The following is a 15,182-nucleotide window of genomic DNA, read 5'->3' as shown; positions in this document are numbered from 1 at the left end:
CGATGGACACTCCAAAACAACCACAAAAAGCCGCGCCCCTGCTGGACGAGCTCGAATCGATCCGCAAGCTGCTGGGCGACGACACCCTGCAACCGCCGCTGCTGACCGAAACCGTCGCCAGCGAAGGGCAGATCCCCCTGTTGTTCGACATGGTGGGCAACAAGGCCAAGGTCAAGGTGCAGCCCGAGGCTGTTGCCGAGCCTGAACCGGCACCTGTACCAACACCCGCCCCCGTGAGCGCCGTCGCTGCGGAGCCGCCCAGGAACAAGGGCCAGGACGCCTTGCTGCACCTGGACAGCGAACTGCGTGCCGCCGCGCAATTGATCATGCAGGACGTGATCGATGACTTCGCCCCGCATATCGAGACCGAGATCAAGCGCCGCCTGGACGCCCGCCTGGAACGCCTGCTGAGCCAGTACCCCTCCTGAAATAACCCGCCCTCCTTGTAGAAGCAGGGCCTACCCGCTGGCGCCGGCGGGCATATTTGTGCCACGAGCGTTCACCTCGCTCTACGCCCCGCGCCATATCCCCGTTATACTTGCCGGCTTTCCTGAATTAATGCCTAAGGGTCCCGCCGCGCATGGATAAGACCTACCAGCCGCACGCCATTGAAACTTCCTGGTACCAGACCTGGGAGTCCGAGAATTATTTCGCCCCGCAAGGCGCCGGCGACTCCTACACCATCATGATCCCGCCGCCGAACGTCACCGGCAGCCTGCACATGGGCCACGGTTTCAACAACGCGATCATGGACGCCCTGATCCGTTTCCGCCGCATGCAGGGTCGCAACACCCTGTGGCAGCCGGGCACCGACCACGCCGGGATCGCCACCCAGATGCTGGTGGAGCGCCAACTCGAAGCCCAGGGCCAGAGCCGCCACGACCTGGGCCGCGAGAAATTCCTCGAAAAGGTCTGGGAATGGAAGGATCAGTCCGGCGGCAATATCAGCCGGCAGATCCGTCGCCTGGGCTCGTCCGTGGACTGGAGCCGCGAGCGCTTCACCATGGACGACGGCCTGTCGGAAGCGGTGAAGGAAGCCTTCGTGCGCCTGCACGAGGACGGCCTGATCTATCGCGGCAAGCGCCTGGTCAACTGGGACACCAAGCTGCACACGGCGATTTCCGACCTTGAAGTGGAAAACCACGACGAGAAAGGCTTCCTGTGGAACCTGCGCTACCCGCTGGCTGACGGTGCCAAGACCGCCGAAGGCCTGGACCACCTGATCGTCGCCACCACCCGTCCGGAAACCATGCTCGGCGACGCCGCCGTGGCCGTTAACCCGAACGACGAGCGCTACAAAGCCCTGATTGGCAAATTTGTCGAGCTGCCACTGGTCGGCCGCCGCATCCCGATCATCGCCGACGACTACTGCGACCCTGAATTCGGCACCGGCTGCGTGAAGATCACCCCGGCCCACGATTTCAACGACTACGAAGTCGGCAAGCGCCACAACCTGCCGCTGCTGAACATCTTCGACAAGAACGCCGAGGTGCTGGCGGCGGCCCAGGTATTCAACCTCGACGGCAGCGTCAACGAAGCGATCGACGGCACACTGCCCGCCGAATACGCCGGCCTCAACCGTTTCCAGGCCCGCAAGGAAATCGTTGCCGCGTTCGAAGCGGCCGGCCTGCTGGTCAGCGTCGACGATCATGCCCTGAAAGTGCCGAAAGGCGACCGCTCCGGCACCGTCATCGAGCCATGGCTGACCGACCAGTGGTATGTCTCCACCAAGCCGCTGGCCGAACCGGCCATTGCCGCCGTGGAAGACGGCCGCATCGCCTTCGTGCCCAAGCAGTACGAAAACATGTACTTCTCCTGGATGCGCGATATCCAGGACTGGTGCATCAGCCGCCAGCTGTGGTGGGGCCACCGGATTCCGGCCTGGTACGACGAGTCGGGCAAGGTCTATGTCGGTCGCGACGAAGCCGAAGTGCGCGCCAAGCACAACCTGGGGCCGGACGTTGCGCTGCAACAGGACAACGACGTCCTCGACACCTGGTTCAGTTCGGGCCTGTGGACCTTCTCCACCCTGGGCTGGCCGGAGCAGACCGACTTCCTCAAGACCTTCCACCCCACCGACGTGCTGGTGACCGGTTTCGACATCATTTTCTTCTGGGTCGCCCGGATGATCATGCTGACCATGCACCTGGTGAAGAACGCGGACGGCACGGCGCAAGTACCGTTCAAGACCGTCTACGTCCACGGCCTGGTGCGTGACGGCCAGGGCCAGAAGATGTCCAAGTCCAAGGGCAACGTCCTCGACCCGCTGGATATCATCGACGGCATCGAGCTCGAAGCCCTGGTGGAGAAACGCACCACCGGCCTGATGCAACCCAAGTTGCAGAAAGCCATCGAGAAGCAGACCCGCGTCGAGTTCGCCGAAGGCATCGCCAGCTACGGCACCGACGCCCTGCGCTTCACTTTCTGTTCGCTGGCCTCCACCGGTCGCGACATCAAGTTCGACATGGGCCGAGTCGAAGGCTACCGCAACTTCTGCAACAAGATCTGGAACGCCGCGCGCTACGTGCTGGACAAGGGCGAAGACTGCGGCCAGAACGGCGAAGCCTTTGAGCTGTCCCTGGCCGATCGCTGGATCATCTCGCAGTTGCAGCGTACCGAAGCCGAAGTGACCCGCCAGCTCGACCAGTTCCGTTTCGACCTGGCCGCCCAGGCCTTGTACGAGTTCATCTGGAACCAGTATTGCGACTGGTACCTGGAACTGTCCAAGCCGGTGCTGTGGGACGAGAACGCGCCGGTCGAACGCCAGCGCGGCACCCGCCGCACCCTGGTGCGCGTGCTGGAAGTGGCCCTGCGCCTGGCGCATCCGTTCATGCCGTTCATCACCGAGGAAATCTGGCAGCGCCTGGCGCCGCTGGTGGGTGCCGAGGGCAAGACCATCATGCTGCAACCCTGGCCGGTGGCGAACGAAGCGCGGATCGACCAGAGCGCCGAAGACGACATCGAATGGCTCAAGGGCCTGATGCTGGGCGTGCGCAACATCCGCGCCGAGATGAACATCGGCCCGGGCAAGCCACTGGCGTTGTTCCTGAAGAACGTCAACGCCCAGGACCAGCGGCGCCTGAGCGAGAACGAGCAACTGCTGAAAAAGCTCGCCAAGCTCGAATCGATCACCGTGCTGGCTGCCGGCGACGAAGCGCCGCTGTCCGCTACCGCTTTGGTGGGCGAGATGGAAGTGCTGGTGCCAATGGCCGGCCTGATCGACAAGGGTGCCGAACTGGCGCGCCTGGACAAGGAAATCCAGCGCCTGCAGGGCGAAGTGCAGCGGGTCGGCGGCAAGCTGTCGAATGCCGCGTTCGTCGACAAGGCCCCGGCCGAAGTCATCGAGAAGGAACGCGCCAAGCTGGCCGAGGCCGAACAGGCCCTGGGTAAGCTGGCCGAGCAGCATGCGCGGATCGCCAGTCTGTAAGACTGACGCTTGACTGAAAAAGGGAGGCCCTCGGGCCTCCCTTTTTCATGCCTGCCGCATCCTTGAAAACACCACACCCCCTGTAGGAGCCGGCTTGCCGGCGATGAGGCCCGTGAGCCTTGCATCGCCCCTGCGGACGCCATCGCCGCGGTGCGGCGTCCCGGCAAGCCGGCTCCTACAAGGGGCATGTCGTTCTCAAGGCAGCGGACTGCGCTCGGCACAATGCGGTGCGCGTCAGCACCGGTGAATATGGGACAATGCCCGCCATTCCAAGCCCTACCCGAATCGACCCTGCCCATGACCGCTCCGAACAAACCCAAAGCCCCGCGCAAGAAGCCCAAGCCCGCCACTCCGGCCAAGGCCGTCGAGCCCCGCGAAAAAGCCAGCCTGCACCCGCGCAACCGTCATCAGGGCCGCTACGACTTCCCCCAGTTGATCAAGGGCTGCCCCGAACTGGGCCGCTTCGTGATCCTCAACCCCTATGGCAAGGAAAGCATCGACTTCGCCGACCCGACCGCCGTGCGGGTGTTCAACCGCGCCCTGCTCAAGGCCTTCTACGGCATCGCCCACTGGGACATCCCGACGGACTTCCTCTGCCCGCCGGTGCCAGGCCGGGCCGACTATGTGCATTTCCTCGCCGACCTGTTGGCCGAAGGCAACGAAGGCGTGATCCCCCGCGGCGCCGCCGTGCGCGTGCTGGATATCGGCGTCGGCGCCAACTGCATCTACCCGCTGATCGGCCATAGCGACTACCGCTGGCAGTTTCTCGGCTCGGACATCAACGCCACGGCGCTGGCCGCCGCCAAGGCCATCGTCCAGTCCAACGGCCTGAACAAGGCCATCGGCCTGCGCCTGCAAGGCAATCCGAAGCACATCCTCAGCGGTCTGCTGGAAAGCACCGAGCGTTTCGACCTGACCATGTGCAACCCGCCGTTTCACGCCTCCCTGGACGAAGCCCAAAGCGGCAGCCGACGCAAATGGCGCGCCCTGGGCAAGGCCGATCCCAAGCGCAAACTGCCCGTGCTGAACTTCGGCGGCCAGGCGGCGGAATTGTGGTGTGAAGGGGGCGAAGCGCGGTTCGTGACCCAACTGATCAGCGAAAGCCCGCAGTTGTCGAACCAGGTGCTGTGGTTCAGCACACTGGTATCGAAGGCCTCGAACCTGCCGGCCATCGAAGCGGCGCTGAAGAAGGCCGGCGCCCTGGAGAGCAAGGTGGTGGAGATGTCCCAGGGCCAGAAACAGAGCCGCTTTGTCGCCTGGACGTTCCACAGCAAGGCCCAGCAACAGGCCTGGGCGCAACAGCACTGGAGCGCGGCACAGAAAGCCCAGGGATGACCCTGCCCGGCGGCGTCCTGGCGCGCTGCCGTTTCGCCGACACCCCGTTACCCGATCCGATAGGCATCTGGCGAAAAACACCAGAAGGCAGTCAATTTATGCGGCTATCCGACCTGTAAACGATCATCGAAGCTAGCCCTGAACATAAACGTCAGGGCTGGCCGAGGGGAAAACCCTCTTCACTCATGGCTGGACCAGACAGCCTCCTCTCGCAAGGCCCTGGGAATATTCTTCCACGATTGCCCCAGGATCAGCACACCATGTCACCCAAGCCACCCAGGTCATCAAGCTCGCCCTCTTTACCCGCCAAACTTCGCCCCCATGGAGAACCTCCTTCCAGGCAGCCAGGCAACCTGCCTGGCCCCACCACCCGCATCCGTATCCCGGGTCACGCCCCTCCCTCTGCACCTGGCGAAACCGCACCCGCCCCCATCCCCCCTCACCTCCCCGCCGCCTCGATCAGCGTGACGGATATCCCGGCGTCGGCCAGTCTCACGCCGGACACTCGCCCACACGCGCTACAGCTCTATGCAAGAGTGGCACCTCGCCAACTGGCAGCGGCCGATGCCAACGGATTGCGCCGGTATCAGCAACAAAGGTTCGTAGAACTGGAGGGCCACACCGACTGGGTGGTGCAGGTCGAATATGACGCGAGTGTCGGGGCCTTCCGTGCAAAACGCAGGAAAGAGTTATGGCCATCCGGCCCCGCGCTCTACCGAGTGGCAGGGACCGCGAAATGGAGCACTGAAAGCACCAAGGCAACCGTCGAACGCTATCTGATTCCTGACACACACAGGGCCAATGTGGCGTTACTCAGCGGACACAAGCGCGGTTTGATACGCGGTTATAGGGGGCCGTGGAGCAATGCTGGAACCATAGAGGCCAACCGCATATTCACAGCGCGCCAGGACCTGCTCCTCAGCGAAGCGACGTCGTTCCTCAACCAGGTCACACTGCCCGCCCGCCCCCCGCTGGACCCCGGGCTGATGCTCGCCACCTCGGCCGACCAGGTATTCGCCCTGATCTACTCGCACTCCAAAGGCCTGGTGCTGGGTGAAGCTCACGCCGGGATAGGCTCGAAGCAATTGCTGATCGACAATATGGCTTCCCTGGTTCGCCAAGGCGTGAAAACCCTGTACCTGGAACACCTGAGAACCGATTTCGAACAGTTCGGACTGGATACCTATCAGCGCACCGGAGCGATGCCGGAGTCGCTGAAACGCTACCTTGAAACCCAGGACCTCGGGCACAAGACGGACCCCTCGGGCACTTACAGCTTTCTCAATCTGGTGATCACGGCACGGGCACAGGGTGTCAGCATCCGGGCCCTCGACTGTGCTGCCAGCTATCACATGAATACGGGCTACAGTGCAGCCCACCGCATGTCCTTGATGAACTACTACGCCGACCTGGTGATAAAGGCCGACGCCAGCAACCTGGAAGGCGGCAAATGGATCGCACTGGTTGGCGACGCTCACACCCATGACCGACAGGGCATCCCAGGGCTCGCGGCGCTACAGGGTGTTCCCGGGATCAGGATCGCGGATATCGAGGGCGGCGCCCCGATCAGTATCGCCGTGGATCGCGGGCGGGGCGGTGTCAGCGCGGGTCATGGGCCATTCTTTGTCAAAGCCGACCTGGTGCTCTATACCGGTGTGCCGCCCTATAGCGCCTTGCGCAAGGACGGCGACTTCTTCATATACGATCACTTCACACACCATTCCCTTCAACTGGTCCATCGGGAAGGCCAGAAAACGTTACTCAGCCCTATTGTCAAAACCCAGGACAATCACTTCCATCTCGTACGCAGCCAGTGGCAAGACTTGCACGCGGAACGCTTTGGCAGCCTCTCCGAGCTGACGTCAGCGCTGATCAATCAACGAGGCATGGTGGCAGTCCTGCCCCTTGACAGGCCCGTGGTCAGCCCCACGCTCGAACCGCCCCTGATGGAGCCCGGCCATTTTTTCATCGATACAACGACGGGCGGTCAACTGCACCTGAAGCATCGCTCCAGTACCGGCATCATTGTCGAAACGCCGATCACCCACGGCACCAACGGCTTCGCCCTGGCAATCGAGCGATGGCCGGCGATGAAGGGGCAAGCATTCGGCACACTGGATGAGTTGCGCGCGGCACTGCTCAGCCGGCTGGGCATGACAGACGTATCCGAGTAGCCGGGTGCACAATGCACAGGCGAAAAAAAACCGTGCCCGGATCGCTCCGAGGCACGGTTTCACTGCATCTTACTTGTTCACAGCGTCGGTCAGGACCTTGGCCACAACCAGCTTGATCACTTTCTTGGCAGGGATTTCGATGGCAGCGCCAGTCGACGGGTTACGGCCGGTACGGGCAGGACGCTCGGTCACTTTCAGCTTGCCAACGCCTGGCAGAGTGATTTCGCCGCCGTTTTCCAATTGATCAGCAACGATCTGGGCCAGTTGGTCCAGAGCGGCACGCGCGGTGGTTTTCGGCGCGTCGATAGCTTCGGCGATATCGGCGATCAGTTGGTCTTTGGTAATAGCCATTGAGATGTTCCTTCCCTATCAAATTCATTTGGATTGCAGAGTGCAGTGTCAGCCATCGTGCCTGCCTTATGCCCCCCGCTGACAAACCACGACGGATCGCGGATGTAGATAGCAGAAACGGGGTTTGGTTCGGCGTGACACCTGCTGAATGCACGCTTTGCGCCGTTACCGAGCGCAAGACCGGGCAAAACTAGCACAGAGACGGGGAAATATCCGCCTCTACCTAGCCATTTGGTCAGCTTTCGCGCTCGTTTTCGAAAAAAAAGCTCTCTGAAACCGCTCATGCCGCCAGAACGACCGTGCAAAGGCGGATTCAGCCCACGGGTGCGGTACACTGGGCGCTTTTCCGGGGAGCCCGCCCTCCCCCTGACAAACCAGCCGAGAAACCTATGCCGATCCGTCATTGCATCGTCCACCTGATCGACAAAAAGCCCGACGGCACCCCTGCGGTCCTGCATGCCCGTGACTCCGAACTGGCCGAGTCCCAGGCCATCGAGCACATGCTCGCCGACCTCAACGAGAACTACAACGCCAAGCAGGGCAAAGCCTGGGGCTTCTTCCATGCCGAGTCCGGCGCGCATCCGTTCAGCGGCTGGCTGAAGGAATACCTGGACGGCGGCAAGGACTTCACCGCGTTCAGCCGGATTGCCGTCGAACATCTGCAAAAGCTGATGGAGGAGTCCAACCTCTCGGTGGGCGGCCATGTGCTGTTCGCCCACTACCAGCAAGGCATGACCGACTACCTGGCGATCGCCCTGCTGCACCACAGCGAAGGCGTGGCGGTGAACGCCGAGCTGGACGTGACCCCGTCGCGTCACCTGGACCTGGGCCAGTTGCACCTGGCGGCCCGGATCAACGTCTCCGAGTGGCAGAACAACAAGCAGTCCAAACAGTACATTTCCTTTATCAAAGGCAAGAACGGCAAAAAGGTTTCGGAGTATTTCCGCGACTTCATCGGCTGCCAGGAGGGCGTCGACGGTCCGGGCGAGACCCGCACCCTGCTCAAGGCCTTCAGCGACTTCGTGGAAAGCGAAGACCTGCCCGAGGACGATGCCCGGGAAAAGACCAAGACCCTGGTGGACTACGCCAGCAGCCAGGCGAAAATGGGCGAGCCCATGGGTCTGGAAGAGCTCTCCGGGCTGATTGACGAGGATCGTCCACGGGCCTTCTACGAACATATCCGCAACAAGGACTACGGCCTGTCGCCGGAGATCCCGGCCGATAAACGTACCCTGAACCAGTTCCGCCGTTTCACCGGCCGCGCCGAAGGCCTGTCCATCAGCTTCGAGGCGCACTTGCTGGGTTCGAAGATCGAGTATGACGAAGAAGCCGGCACCCTGATCATCAAGGGCCTGCCGACCCAGTTGACCGATCAGCTCAAGCGGCGCAAGGACTGAGCCATGCTCACAGGCATGTTGAGGAAGGTCCTGCTGATCCTGCTGGTGGTGGTGGTCTATCAGAACTGGGGCAAGATCGAGCGGGTGTTCAATCCGGGCCAGGTCGTCTCCGAGCAGACCCGGGCCAGGGCCCGGGTGGTGCTCTATGCCACCGACTGGTGCGGCTACTGCAAGCAGACCCGGCGCTTTCTCGACCAGAAAGGCATTCCCTACCGGGAATTCGATATCGAGAAAGACGCCGAGGCGCGCAAGGCCTATCAGGCCCTGGGCGGCGGCGGGATCCCGATCCTGGACGTGAACGGCACCTTGATTCGCAGCTATGAGCCAGAAGCTATTCTGGCCGCGCTGAAATAACCACCGCCGCACACGGACTATTGTAGGAGCCGGCTTGCTGGCGATGAGGCCGGTGAGTCTTGCGTCGATCTTTCGGCCGCCATCGCCGGCAAGCCGGCTCCTACAGAGTTCGCGGTGTTTTTTCTTACTGCGCTTCGATCCTGAAACCGAGCCGTGGGAAGTGCACATGCACCACACCCGCACGCTCATCCTCACGACGCACGATCAGCTCTTCGCTACCGGCAAACACCAACTCGCCCGCCACCGGATCGACCCCGTAGTCAGTCGCGGCGATGATCACCGGCTGGCCGGCCACAAAACCGTTCGGCTCGTCGAAGCGCTCGCCGGGAAGCGCTGCCGGCGTCGATTCGCGCGCCACCTGCAAGGCCTGTTCGGCGCTCATCTCACTCGCCGCGCCATGCCCGAACGCCATGACCCGGGCGAGCCAGGCGACCACCGCCGGATAGGCATCCACCAGCGGCGCGGTCACCGGCGTCGCCTTGAGGAACCACAGCGGATGCGCCATGGCGATATCGGCAATGGATGGCTCACCGAACAGGAAGTCGCCCTCCTCGCGCTGCAGTTGCTGCTCCAGCCGCGCCATGAACACCGGCCACTGGTGCTTGGCCTGCTCCAGCGGGACGCGTGCGCTCGAGCCGCCGCTGAACAGACCGGCGCGGTCGACCATGAAAGCCTTGAGCTGCTCCGGGGAAAACCGCGCAAAACGCAGCGCCGCCGACTCGGGCTGGAACACCAGGCTGACCGCGTGGGCGAACACCACCGAGTCGGCCCAGGCGGCAAAGGTCGCCGCGACCATTTCCCGGCCTTCGGGGAACAGGCTCGGCATCACCTTTTCCTGCTCCAGGCGCCGGGCGATCAAGGCCGTGTCACAGTAGACATCGGCGCCGACCTGCAGCACCGGGGTTTTCCGATAGCCACCGGTCAGAGCGGTCAGGTCGGGTTTTGGCATCACCGGCGAGATGTTCACCGAGCGCCAGGACAACCCCTTGAAGCCCAGCAGCAAGCGGGCCTTTTCGGCAAAGGGAGACGTCGGGTAATGATGCAGAATCAATTCAGACATGCAGGGGTCCGCCGGGCAGATAAGAGCCTCCAGCTTAGCCTGCAAATCGCGGGCGGCCTACCCAAGCGGCCTGATGTCGGCTTATCAACGGCATCAATTGCAAGTGCGTCGAAAAGCGTCCCGGGTCATCCCTGCGCCGCCGTAAAGGCCTCCAGGCTGAACCCCGCCGCCAGGGTTTCCTTGGCACTCTTGCGCAATTTCTTGATCAGGCGCTCCTGGCGCAGGGCGTCGCCCTTGTCGCGGCACGCCTCCACATACACCAGCGCCACCGCCGGGCTGGAGTGGAAGAAGCGCGCGCCCTTGCCGCTCTGGTGCGAGGCAAAACGCCGTTGCGGGTCGTCGCTGATCCCGCAATACAGCGAACCGTTGGCGGCACGCACCAGATAAACAAACCAGGGTTTGACCGTAGGTGGCGTCTCGGCACTGAGCGTTTCGCTGATGTTCACGTGGCAAAGGGCTTGATCGGTAACGGGGCGGCGATCTTAGCAGAACCTAGCGGCTCGCCTGGAATGCCTTCAAACCTTTCAATGCCTGGGCACGAACAGCGTTTTTGACCAACGGCGTCCAGCCCAGCAGCAGCCCCTTGGTTCCCAGCGCCTGACGCGCCCAGCGCCAGAGGTCGAACTGGTCATGGTGCTCACAGATCTTGCCGTCGCGAAACACGAAGCGCGCCTGGATATCGTTGACCACGGTATTGCCGGTCTGGCTGAACAGGTAGGTCGCGACCCAATGGGCACCACCGCTGCGTTCGTCGGCCCGGACATTGTCGAAAGTCAGGGAGAAGTCCTTGGCCCGGGTGGTCAGCATGCGCCACATATCGCCGGCATCACGGCCCCGCAGTTCGCCGAACGCCGGATCACTGAACAGCACATCCTCGGTGTAGCAGGCACTCATGGCCTCGGCATCCAGCCGCTGGAACGCTTTATAGAACTCAGTAATCAACGCGTTGTTGGCATCACTCATGAACAGGCTCCGTGCAGGTAAAGGAATCGCCTGCACGATAGTCTGCAAATACGCGGCTGACTATCGGCATTCGCGATCCGAATACCGGAAGTGCGGGGCGATTCAGAGTTTTTCGCTGGTGACTTGCACATAACGCGCCCGACCGGCACCGAGCCCGGCGACGATGGCGCCGAGACCGATCACGCCGAAGATCCAGCCCAGTGCCCCCCCAGCCACCGGTGAAGTCATGCACCAGCCCGACCGCGAGCGGCCCCATGGAGGCCAGGGTGTAACCGATGCCCTGGGCCATGCTCGACAGGTTCGCCGCCACATGGGCATCGCGCGAGCGCAACACGATCAGGGTCAGCGCCAGGCTGAACGTGCCGCCCTGCCCCAGGCCGAGCAGGATCGCCCAGCCCCAGAGCCCTTCCAGCGGTGCATACAGGCAACCGAACAGGCCGCCCAGGGTCAGCGCCATCACCACGACAATCGCCAGCCGTTGATCCTTGCCCCGCGTCGCCAGCCAGGGTGCCGCCAGTGAGCTGGCCAGTTGCACCAGGATCGAGCCGGACAGCACGATCCCCGCCTGGGTGGCGCTCAGGCCACGCCCAATCAGCACCGAGGGCAGCCAGCCGAAGACGATATAGGCCAGGGACGATTGCAGGCCCATGTACAGGGTGACCTGCCAGGCCAGCGGATCGCGCAGCAAACCGCGCACCCGGTAGGCCACGTGGTGGGCGCCGTGCTTGTGCCCCACCTGCGGCAACCAGAAAATCCCCGCCACCAGCGCGGGCAACACCCAGAAGCCCAGGCCGAGCGACCAGCTCTCGCCAAAGTGCTGGCTCAGCGGCACCGTGGCTCCCGCCGCCAGGGCCGCGCCCAGGCACAGGGCCATGGTGTAGACGCCGGTCATGGTTCCGGCCTGCCGCGAGAAGTCACGCTTGACGATGCCGGGCAACAGCACGCCGATCACCCCGATGCTCGCACCGGCCAGCACACTGCCGGCAAACAGGCCGAACTCGCCCAGCGAACTGCGTAGGATGATCCCGCCCGCCAGGGTCAGCAGAATCCCCAGCACCACCCGCTCGCTGCCGAAACGCCGGGCCAGCAACGGTGCCAGGGGCGCCGCAAGGCCGAGGCAAAGCACCGGCAAGGTGGTCAACAGGCCGGCCTTGGCCGCCGACAGGCCCAGGCTGCGGGACACCTCGCCGAGCAATGGCGCCATGCTCGACAACGCCGGGCGCAGGTTCAGCGCCACCAGCACCAGGCCCAGCAGCAACAGCCAGGGACGGCGCAGCACCGGCTGGCTGTGCTGGACCAGGTCGTCATCGGCCTCGGCGTCGATCAACAGCCGGTCGAGTTCGGCAGACCGAGGGGGAGTACGGGTTTCTACAGCAGCACGGGACATGGGACGCTCGGTTTCAAGGTTCATTGATCAAGGTCCGGCACAGCGCCTTGGCGCGTTCAGGGTCCTGTTGCTCCACGGCTTCGAACAGGGCGACATGCAGGTCGAACACCGATTGGCGACGGGGGGAGATATCCAGGGTCTGGCGCAGGGCACTGGCGATCACGCTGGAAAAGTAGCGGTACAGCTCGCTGAGCATCGGGTTGTGCGCGGCGTCGATCAGGCGCTGGTGAAACACCAGGTCGCAGCGGATGTAGTTGTCGAGATCGCCGTGATAGTGGTCGCCGCTGATATCGAGGGCCTCGCGCAAGCCCTTGAGGTCCTCCTCGGTACGCCTCAGGGCCGCCAGGCCGACGGCTTCGACCTCGAAGCTGTGCCGCGTCTCGCGGGCCTGCTCGAGGGAACAGCGCGACAGCGCCTGCATGGTCGCCAGCGGATCAATGGTTGCCCGCAGGTAGCTGCCGTCGCCCTGGCGAATCTCGATCAACCCGGAAAACGCCAGCACGCGCAGGGCTTCACGCATGGTATTGCGGCTGATGCCCAGCTCCGCGGCCAGCTCCGGCTCGGTGGGCAGCCGCGCGCCCACGGCCCAGGTGCCACGGCTGATGCGTTCGCGCAATTGCTCCAGGGCCTGGTCGACCAGGGAGCGCTTGATGAGGGGAATACTTTGAGACATGGAGGTCGCCCTAACATCCAATCATAGGATGAATTGGCAAAAGGTTACTCCAAACCTGACTGTGTGTTCAAGAACCAACGATTCCTACAAGAGATGGAGAAGCCGAACAACCACTCGCCTGATTGATAAGACGCAGGCAAAAAAAAACCCGGACCAGGTCCGGGTTTTTCATTCAACGCCTGCCGATCAATGCAGGATCTGGCTCAGGAACAGCTTGGTCCGCTCGTTCTGCGGGTTGTCGAAGAAGTCGTTCGGCGCGGCCTGTTCGACGATTTCGCCCTTGTCCATGAAGATCACGCGGTTGGCCACGGTGCGGGCGAAGCCCATTTCGTGGGTCACGCAGAGCATGGTCATGCCGTCTTCGGCCAGGCCGATCATGGTGTCCAGAACCTCTTTCACCATTTCCGGGTCGAGCGCCGAAGTCGGTTCGTCGAACAGCATGATTTTCGGCTTCATGCACAAGGCACGGGCAATCGCCACACGCTGCTGCTGACCACCGGACAACTGGCCCGGGAACTTGTGGGCCTGCTCCGGAATACGCACGCGCTTGAGGTAGTGCATGGCAATTTCTTCCGCCTCGCGCTTGGGCATATTGCGTACCCACATCGGCGCCAGGGTGCAGTTCTGCAGGATGGTCAGGTGCGGGAACAGGTTGAAGTGCTGGAACACCATGCCGACTTCACGACGGATCGCTTCGATCTGCTTGAGGTCGTTGGTCAGCTCCACGCCATCGACCACGATGCGGCCCTGCTGGTGCTCTTCCAGGCGGTTGAGGCAGCGGATGGTGGTGGACTTGCCCGAACCCGACGGGCCGCAGAGGACGATACGCTCGCCCTGCTTGACGTTCAGGTTGATGTCTTTCAACACGTGGAACTGGCCGTACCACTTGTTCACACCCTGCATCTGAATAATGCCTTCAGGACCCACAGGCTGTTTGATAGCTTCACTCATGAAAAAACTCCTAACGCTTGTGGCCTGTGTCCAGCTTGCGTTCCAAATGCATGGAATAGCGGGACATACCAAAACAGAAAATCCAGAACACCAGGGCGGCGAACACGTAGCCTTCGGTGGCCATACCCAGCCATTTCGGGTCGGCGCCGGCTTGCTTGACGCTGTTGAGCAGGTCGAACAGGCCGATGATGATCACCAGGCTCGTGTCCTTGAACAGCGCAATCAGGGTGTTCACGATCCCCGGGATTACCAGTTTCAAGGCTTGCGGCAGAATCACCAGGCCCATCGAGCGCCAGTAACCCAGGCCCATGGCGGCAGAGGCTTCGTACTGGCCCTTGGGAATGGCCTGCAGGCCACCGCGAACCACTTCGGCGACATAGGCCGACTGGAACAGGATCACCCCGATCAGCGCCCGCAGCAACTTGTCGAAGTTCATGCCTTCAGGCAGGAACAACGGCAGCATCACCGAGGACATGAACAGCACGGTGATCAACGGCACGCCGCGCCAGAACTCGATGAAGGTCACGCAGACCACTTTCACCGCCGGCATGTTCGAACGCCGCCCCAATGCCAGCATGATCCCCAAAGGCAAGGCCCCGGCGATACCGACGGTGGCGATGACCAGGGTCAGCATCAGACCGCCCCATTCGGTGGTGGCGACGCTGGCCAGGCCCAGGTAACCGCCGCGCAACAGGGTGAAGGCGATGATCGGGTACAGCACCAGGAAGCCCAGGGCGTAGATCGCCTTGCGCGGGACACGCGGGATGAACAACGGTGCCACGCCGAGTACCGCCAGCCACACGGTCAGGTCCACGCGCCAGCGCAGCTCGGGCGGGTAGTAGCCATACATGAACTGGCCGAAACGCTGCTGGATGAACACCCAGCAGGCGCCGCTCTTGGTGCAGTCGGCGCGGGTGGTGCCGACCCAGTTGGCGTCCAGGAAGGCCCAGTGCAGCAGCGGCGGGATGACCAGGTAGATCAGGTAGAAGGCGAACAGGGTCAGCAGCGTGTTGAGCCAGCTGGAGAACATGTTGGCCCGCACCCACGCCACCGCGCCGATGCTGTTGCTCGGTGGTGGCATGTCGGGTTTGAAAATATGCGAACTCATGG

13 protein-coding genes and 1 pseudogene are annotated in these 15,182 nt (G+C 62.8%); 6 read left to right on the top strand and 8 right to left on the bottom strand.

Translation table 11 applies throughout. The features are described from left to right. The first annotated feature begins 2 nt into the window (after positions 1-2). The 4 genes from UCMB321_RS05470 (at position 3) to UCMB321_RS05455 (ending at position 6,936) form a co-directional block, all read left to right on the top strand. Positions 3-428 carry a hypothetical protein gene (locus UCMB321_RS05470; RefSeq protein WP_040064480.1) on the top strand — a complete coding sequence of 142 codons (426 nt, stop codon included), beginning with the start codon at positions 3-5 and terminating at the stop codon, positions 426-428. Positions 429-580: 152 nt separating this feature from the next. Next, entirely contained in the window at positions 581-3,427 is a 2,847-nt protein-coding gene (locus tag UCMB321_RS05465; RefSeq protein WP_040064479.1) for a valine--tRNA ligase, read from the top strand. A gap of 297 nt (positions 3,428-3,724) precedes the next feature. Next, on the top strand, positions 3,725-4,762 hold the full coding sequence (gene rlmF, locus UCMB321_RS05460) for a 23S rRNA (adenine(1618)-N(6))-methyltransferase RlmF (RefSeq protein ID WP_040064478.1): 1,038 nt from the start codon (positions 3,725-3,727) through the stop codon (positions 4,760-4,762). Positions 4,763-5,298: 536 nt separating this feature from the next. Further along, positions 5,299-6,936: a membrane-targeted effector domain-containing toxin gene (locus tag UCMB321_RS05455; RefSeq protein WP_167337419.1), complete on the top strand. Its 1,638-nt coding sequence runs from the start codon at positions 5,299-5,301 to the stop codon at positions 6,934-6,936. 69 nt (positions 6,937-7,005) lie between these two features. On the opposite strand, the gene UCMB321_RS05450 is transcribed toward UCMB321_RS05455, so the two are convergent. Beyond that, positions 7,006-7,287 (bottom strand): HU family DNA-binding protein, encoded by a 282-nt coding sequence (locus tag UCMB321_RS05450; RefSeq protein ID WP_040064476.1) that lies wholly within the window; start codon positions 7,285-7,287, stop codon positions 7,006-7,008. A gap of 389 nt (positions 7,288-7,676) precedes the next feature. Here UCMB321_RS05450 and yejK point away from each other — a divergent pair, with 389 nt between their 5' ends. Beyond that, entirely contained in the window at positions 7,677-8,684 is a 1,008-nt protein-coding gene (gene yejK, locus UCMB321_RS05445) for a nucleoid-associated protein YejK (protein WP_040064475.1), read from the top strand. Between the two features lie 3 nt (positions 8,685-8,687). Next, complete coding sequence (locus UCMB321_RS05440; protein WP_040064474.1) at positions 8,688-9,038, top strand: glutaredoxin family protein; 351 nt, start codon at positions 8,688-8,690, stop codon at positions 9,036-9,038. 124 nt (positions 9,039-9,162) lie between these two features. Here UCMB321_RS05440 and UCMB321_RS05435 read toward each other — a convergent pair whose 3' ends face one another. The 7 genes and pseudogenes from UCMB321_RS05435 to UCMB321_RS05405 all read right to left on the bottom strand — a co-directional run bounded on the left by UCMB321_RS05435 (position 9,163) and on the right by UCMB321_RS05405 (position 15,180). Beyond that, positions 9,163-10,098 (bottom strand): glutathione S-transferase family protein, encoded by a 936-nt coding sequence (locus tag UCMB321_RS05435; RefSeq protein WP_040064473.1) that lies wholly within the window; start codon positions 10,096-10,098, stop codon positions 9,163-9,165. 125 nt (positions 10,099-10,223) lie between these two features. Next, positions 10,224-10,544 carry a GIY-YIG nuclease family protein gene (locus UCMB321_RS05430; RefSeq protein WP_040064472.1) on the bottom strand — a complete coding sequence of 107 codons (321 nt, stop codon included), beginning with the start codon at positions 10,542-10,544 and terminating at the stop codon, positions 10,224-10,226. Positions 10,545-10,590: 46 nt separating this feature from the next. Beyond that, a complete protein-coding gene (locus UCMB321_RS05425) occupies positions 10,591-11,061 on the bottom strand; it encodes a nuclear transport factor 2 family protein (protein ID WP_040064471.1) in 471 nt (156 codons plus the stop codon). Positions 11,062-11,163: 102 nt separating this feature from the next. Next, positions 11,164-12,472 (bottom strand): annotated as a pseudogene (locus UCMB321_RS05420) (CynX/NimT family MFS transporter). Further along, positions 12,462-13,121, bottom strand: a complete 660-nt coding sequence (locus UCMB321_RS05415; protein WP_040064470.1) for a FadR/GntR family transcriptional regulator — start codon at positions 13,119-13,121, stop codon at positions 12,462-12,464. Before UCMB321_RS05415 ends, UCMB321_RS05420 begins: the two are co-directional and overlap by 11 nt. A gap of 186 nt (positions 13,122-13,307) precedes the next feature. Next, on the bottom strand, positions 13,308-14,072 hold the full coding sequence (locus tag UCMB321_RS05410; protein ID WP_040064469.1) for an amino acid ABC transporter ATP-binding protein: 765 nt from the start codon (positions 14,070-14,072) through the stop codon (positions 13,308-13,310). A gap of 10 nt (positions 14,073-14,082) precedes the next feature. Further along, a complete protein-coding gene (locus UCMB321_RS05405; protein ID WP_040064468.1) occupies positions 14,083-15,180 on the bottom strand; it encodes an amino acid ABC transporter permease in 1,098 nt (365 codons plus the stop codon). Positions 15,181-15,182 lie beyond the last annotated feature (2 nt).

This window comes from Pseudomonas batumici (assembly GCF_000820515.1).
GTDB classification, from domain to species: Bacteria; Pseudomonadota; Gammaproteobacteria; order Pseudomonadales; family Pseudomonadaceae; genus Aquipseudomonas; species Aquipseudomonas batumici.
The sequence above is the reverse complement of the archived record's forward strand: the minus strand, read 5'-3'. Positions and strand labels throughout refer to the sequence as shown.

Excerpts from the sequence above, each read along its gene's own strand:
- UCMB321_RS05470 (WP_040064480.1), top strand. The coding sequence starts at position 3 with ATGGACACTCCAAAACAACCACAAAAAGCCGCGCCCCTGCTGGACGAG.
- UCMB321_RS05465 (WP_040064479.1), top strand. The coding sequence starts at position 581 with ATGGATAAGACCTACCAGCCGCACGCCATTGAAACTTCCTGGTACCAG.
- rlmF (WP_040064478.1), top strand. The coding sequence starts at position 3,725 with ATGACCGCTCCGAACAAACCCAAAGCCCCGCGCAAGAAGCCCAAGCCC.
- UCMB321_RS05450 (WP_040064476.1), bottom strand. The coding sequence starts at position 7,287 with ATGGCTATTACCAAAGACCAACTGATCGCCGATATCGCCGAAGCTATC.
- yejK (WP_040064475.1), top strand. The coding sequence starts at position 7,677 with ATGCCGATCCGTCATTGCATCGTCCACCTGATCGACAAAAAGCCCGAC.
- UCMB321_RS05440 (WP_040064474.1), top strand. The coding sequence starts at position 8,688 with ATGCTCACAGGCATGTTGAGGAAGGTCCTGCTGATCCTGCTGGTGGTG.
- UCMB321_RS05435 (WP_040064473.1), bottom strand. The coding sequence starts at position 10,098 with ATGTCTGAATTGATTCTGCATCATTACCCGACGTCTCCCTTTGCCGAA.
- UCMB321_RS05425 (WP_040064471.1), bottom strand. The coding sequence starts at position 11,061 with ATGAGTGATGCCAACAACGCGTTGATTACTGAGTTCTATAAAGCGTTC.
- UCMB321_RS05415 (WP_040064470.1), bottom strand. The coding sequence starts at position 13,121 with ATGTCTCAAAGTATTCCCCTCATCAAGCGCTCCCTGGTCGACCAGGCC.
- UCMB321_RS05410 (WP_040064469.1), bottom strand. The coding sequence starts at position 14,072 with ATGAGTGAAGCTATCAAACAGCCTGTGGGTCCTGAAGGCATTATTCAG.
- UCMB321_RS05405 (WP_040064468.1), bottom strand. The coding sequence starts at position 15,180 with ATGAGTTCGCATATTTTCAAACCCGACATGCCACCACCGAGCAACAGC.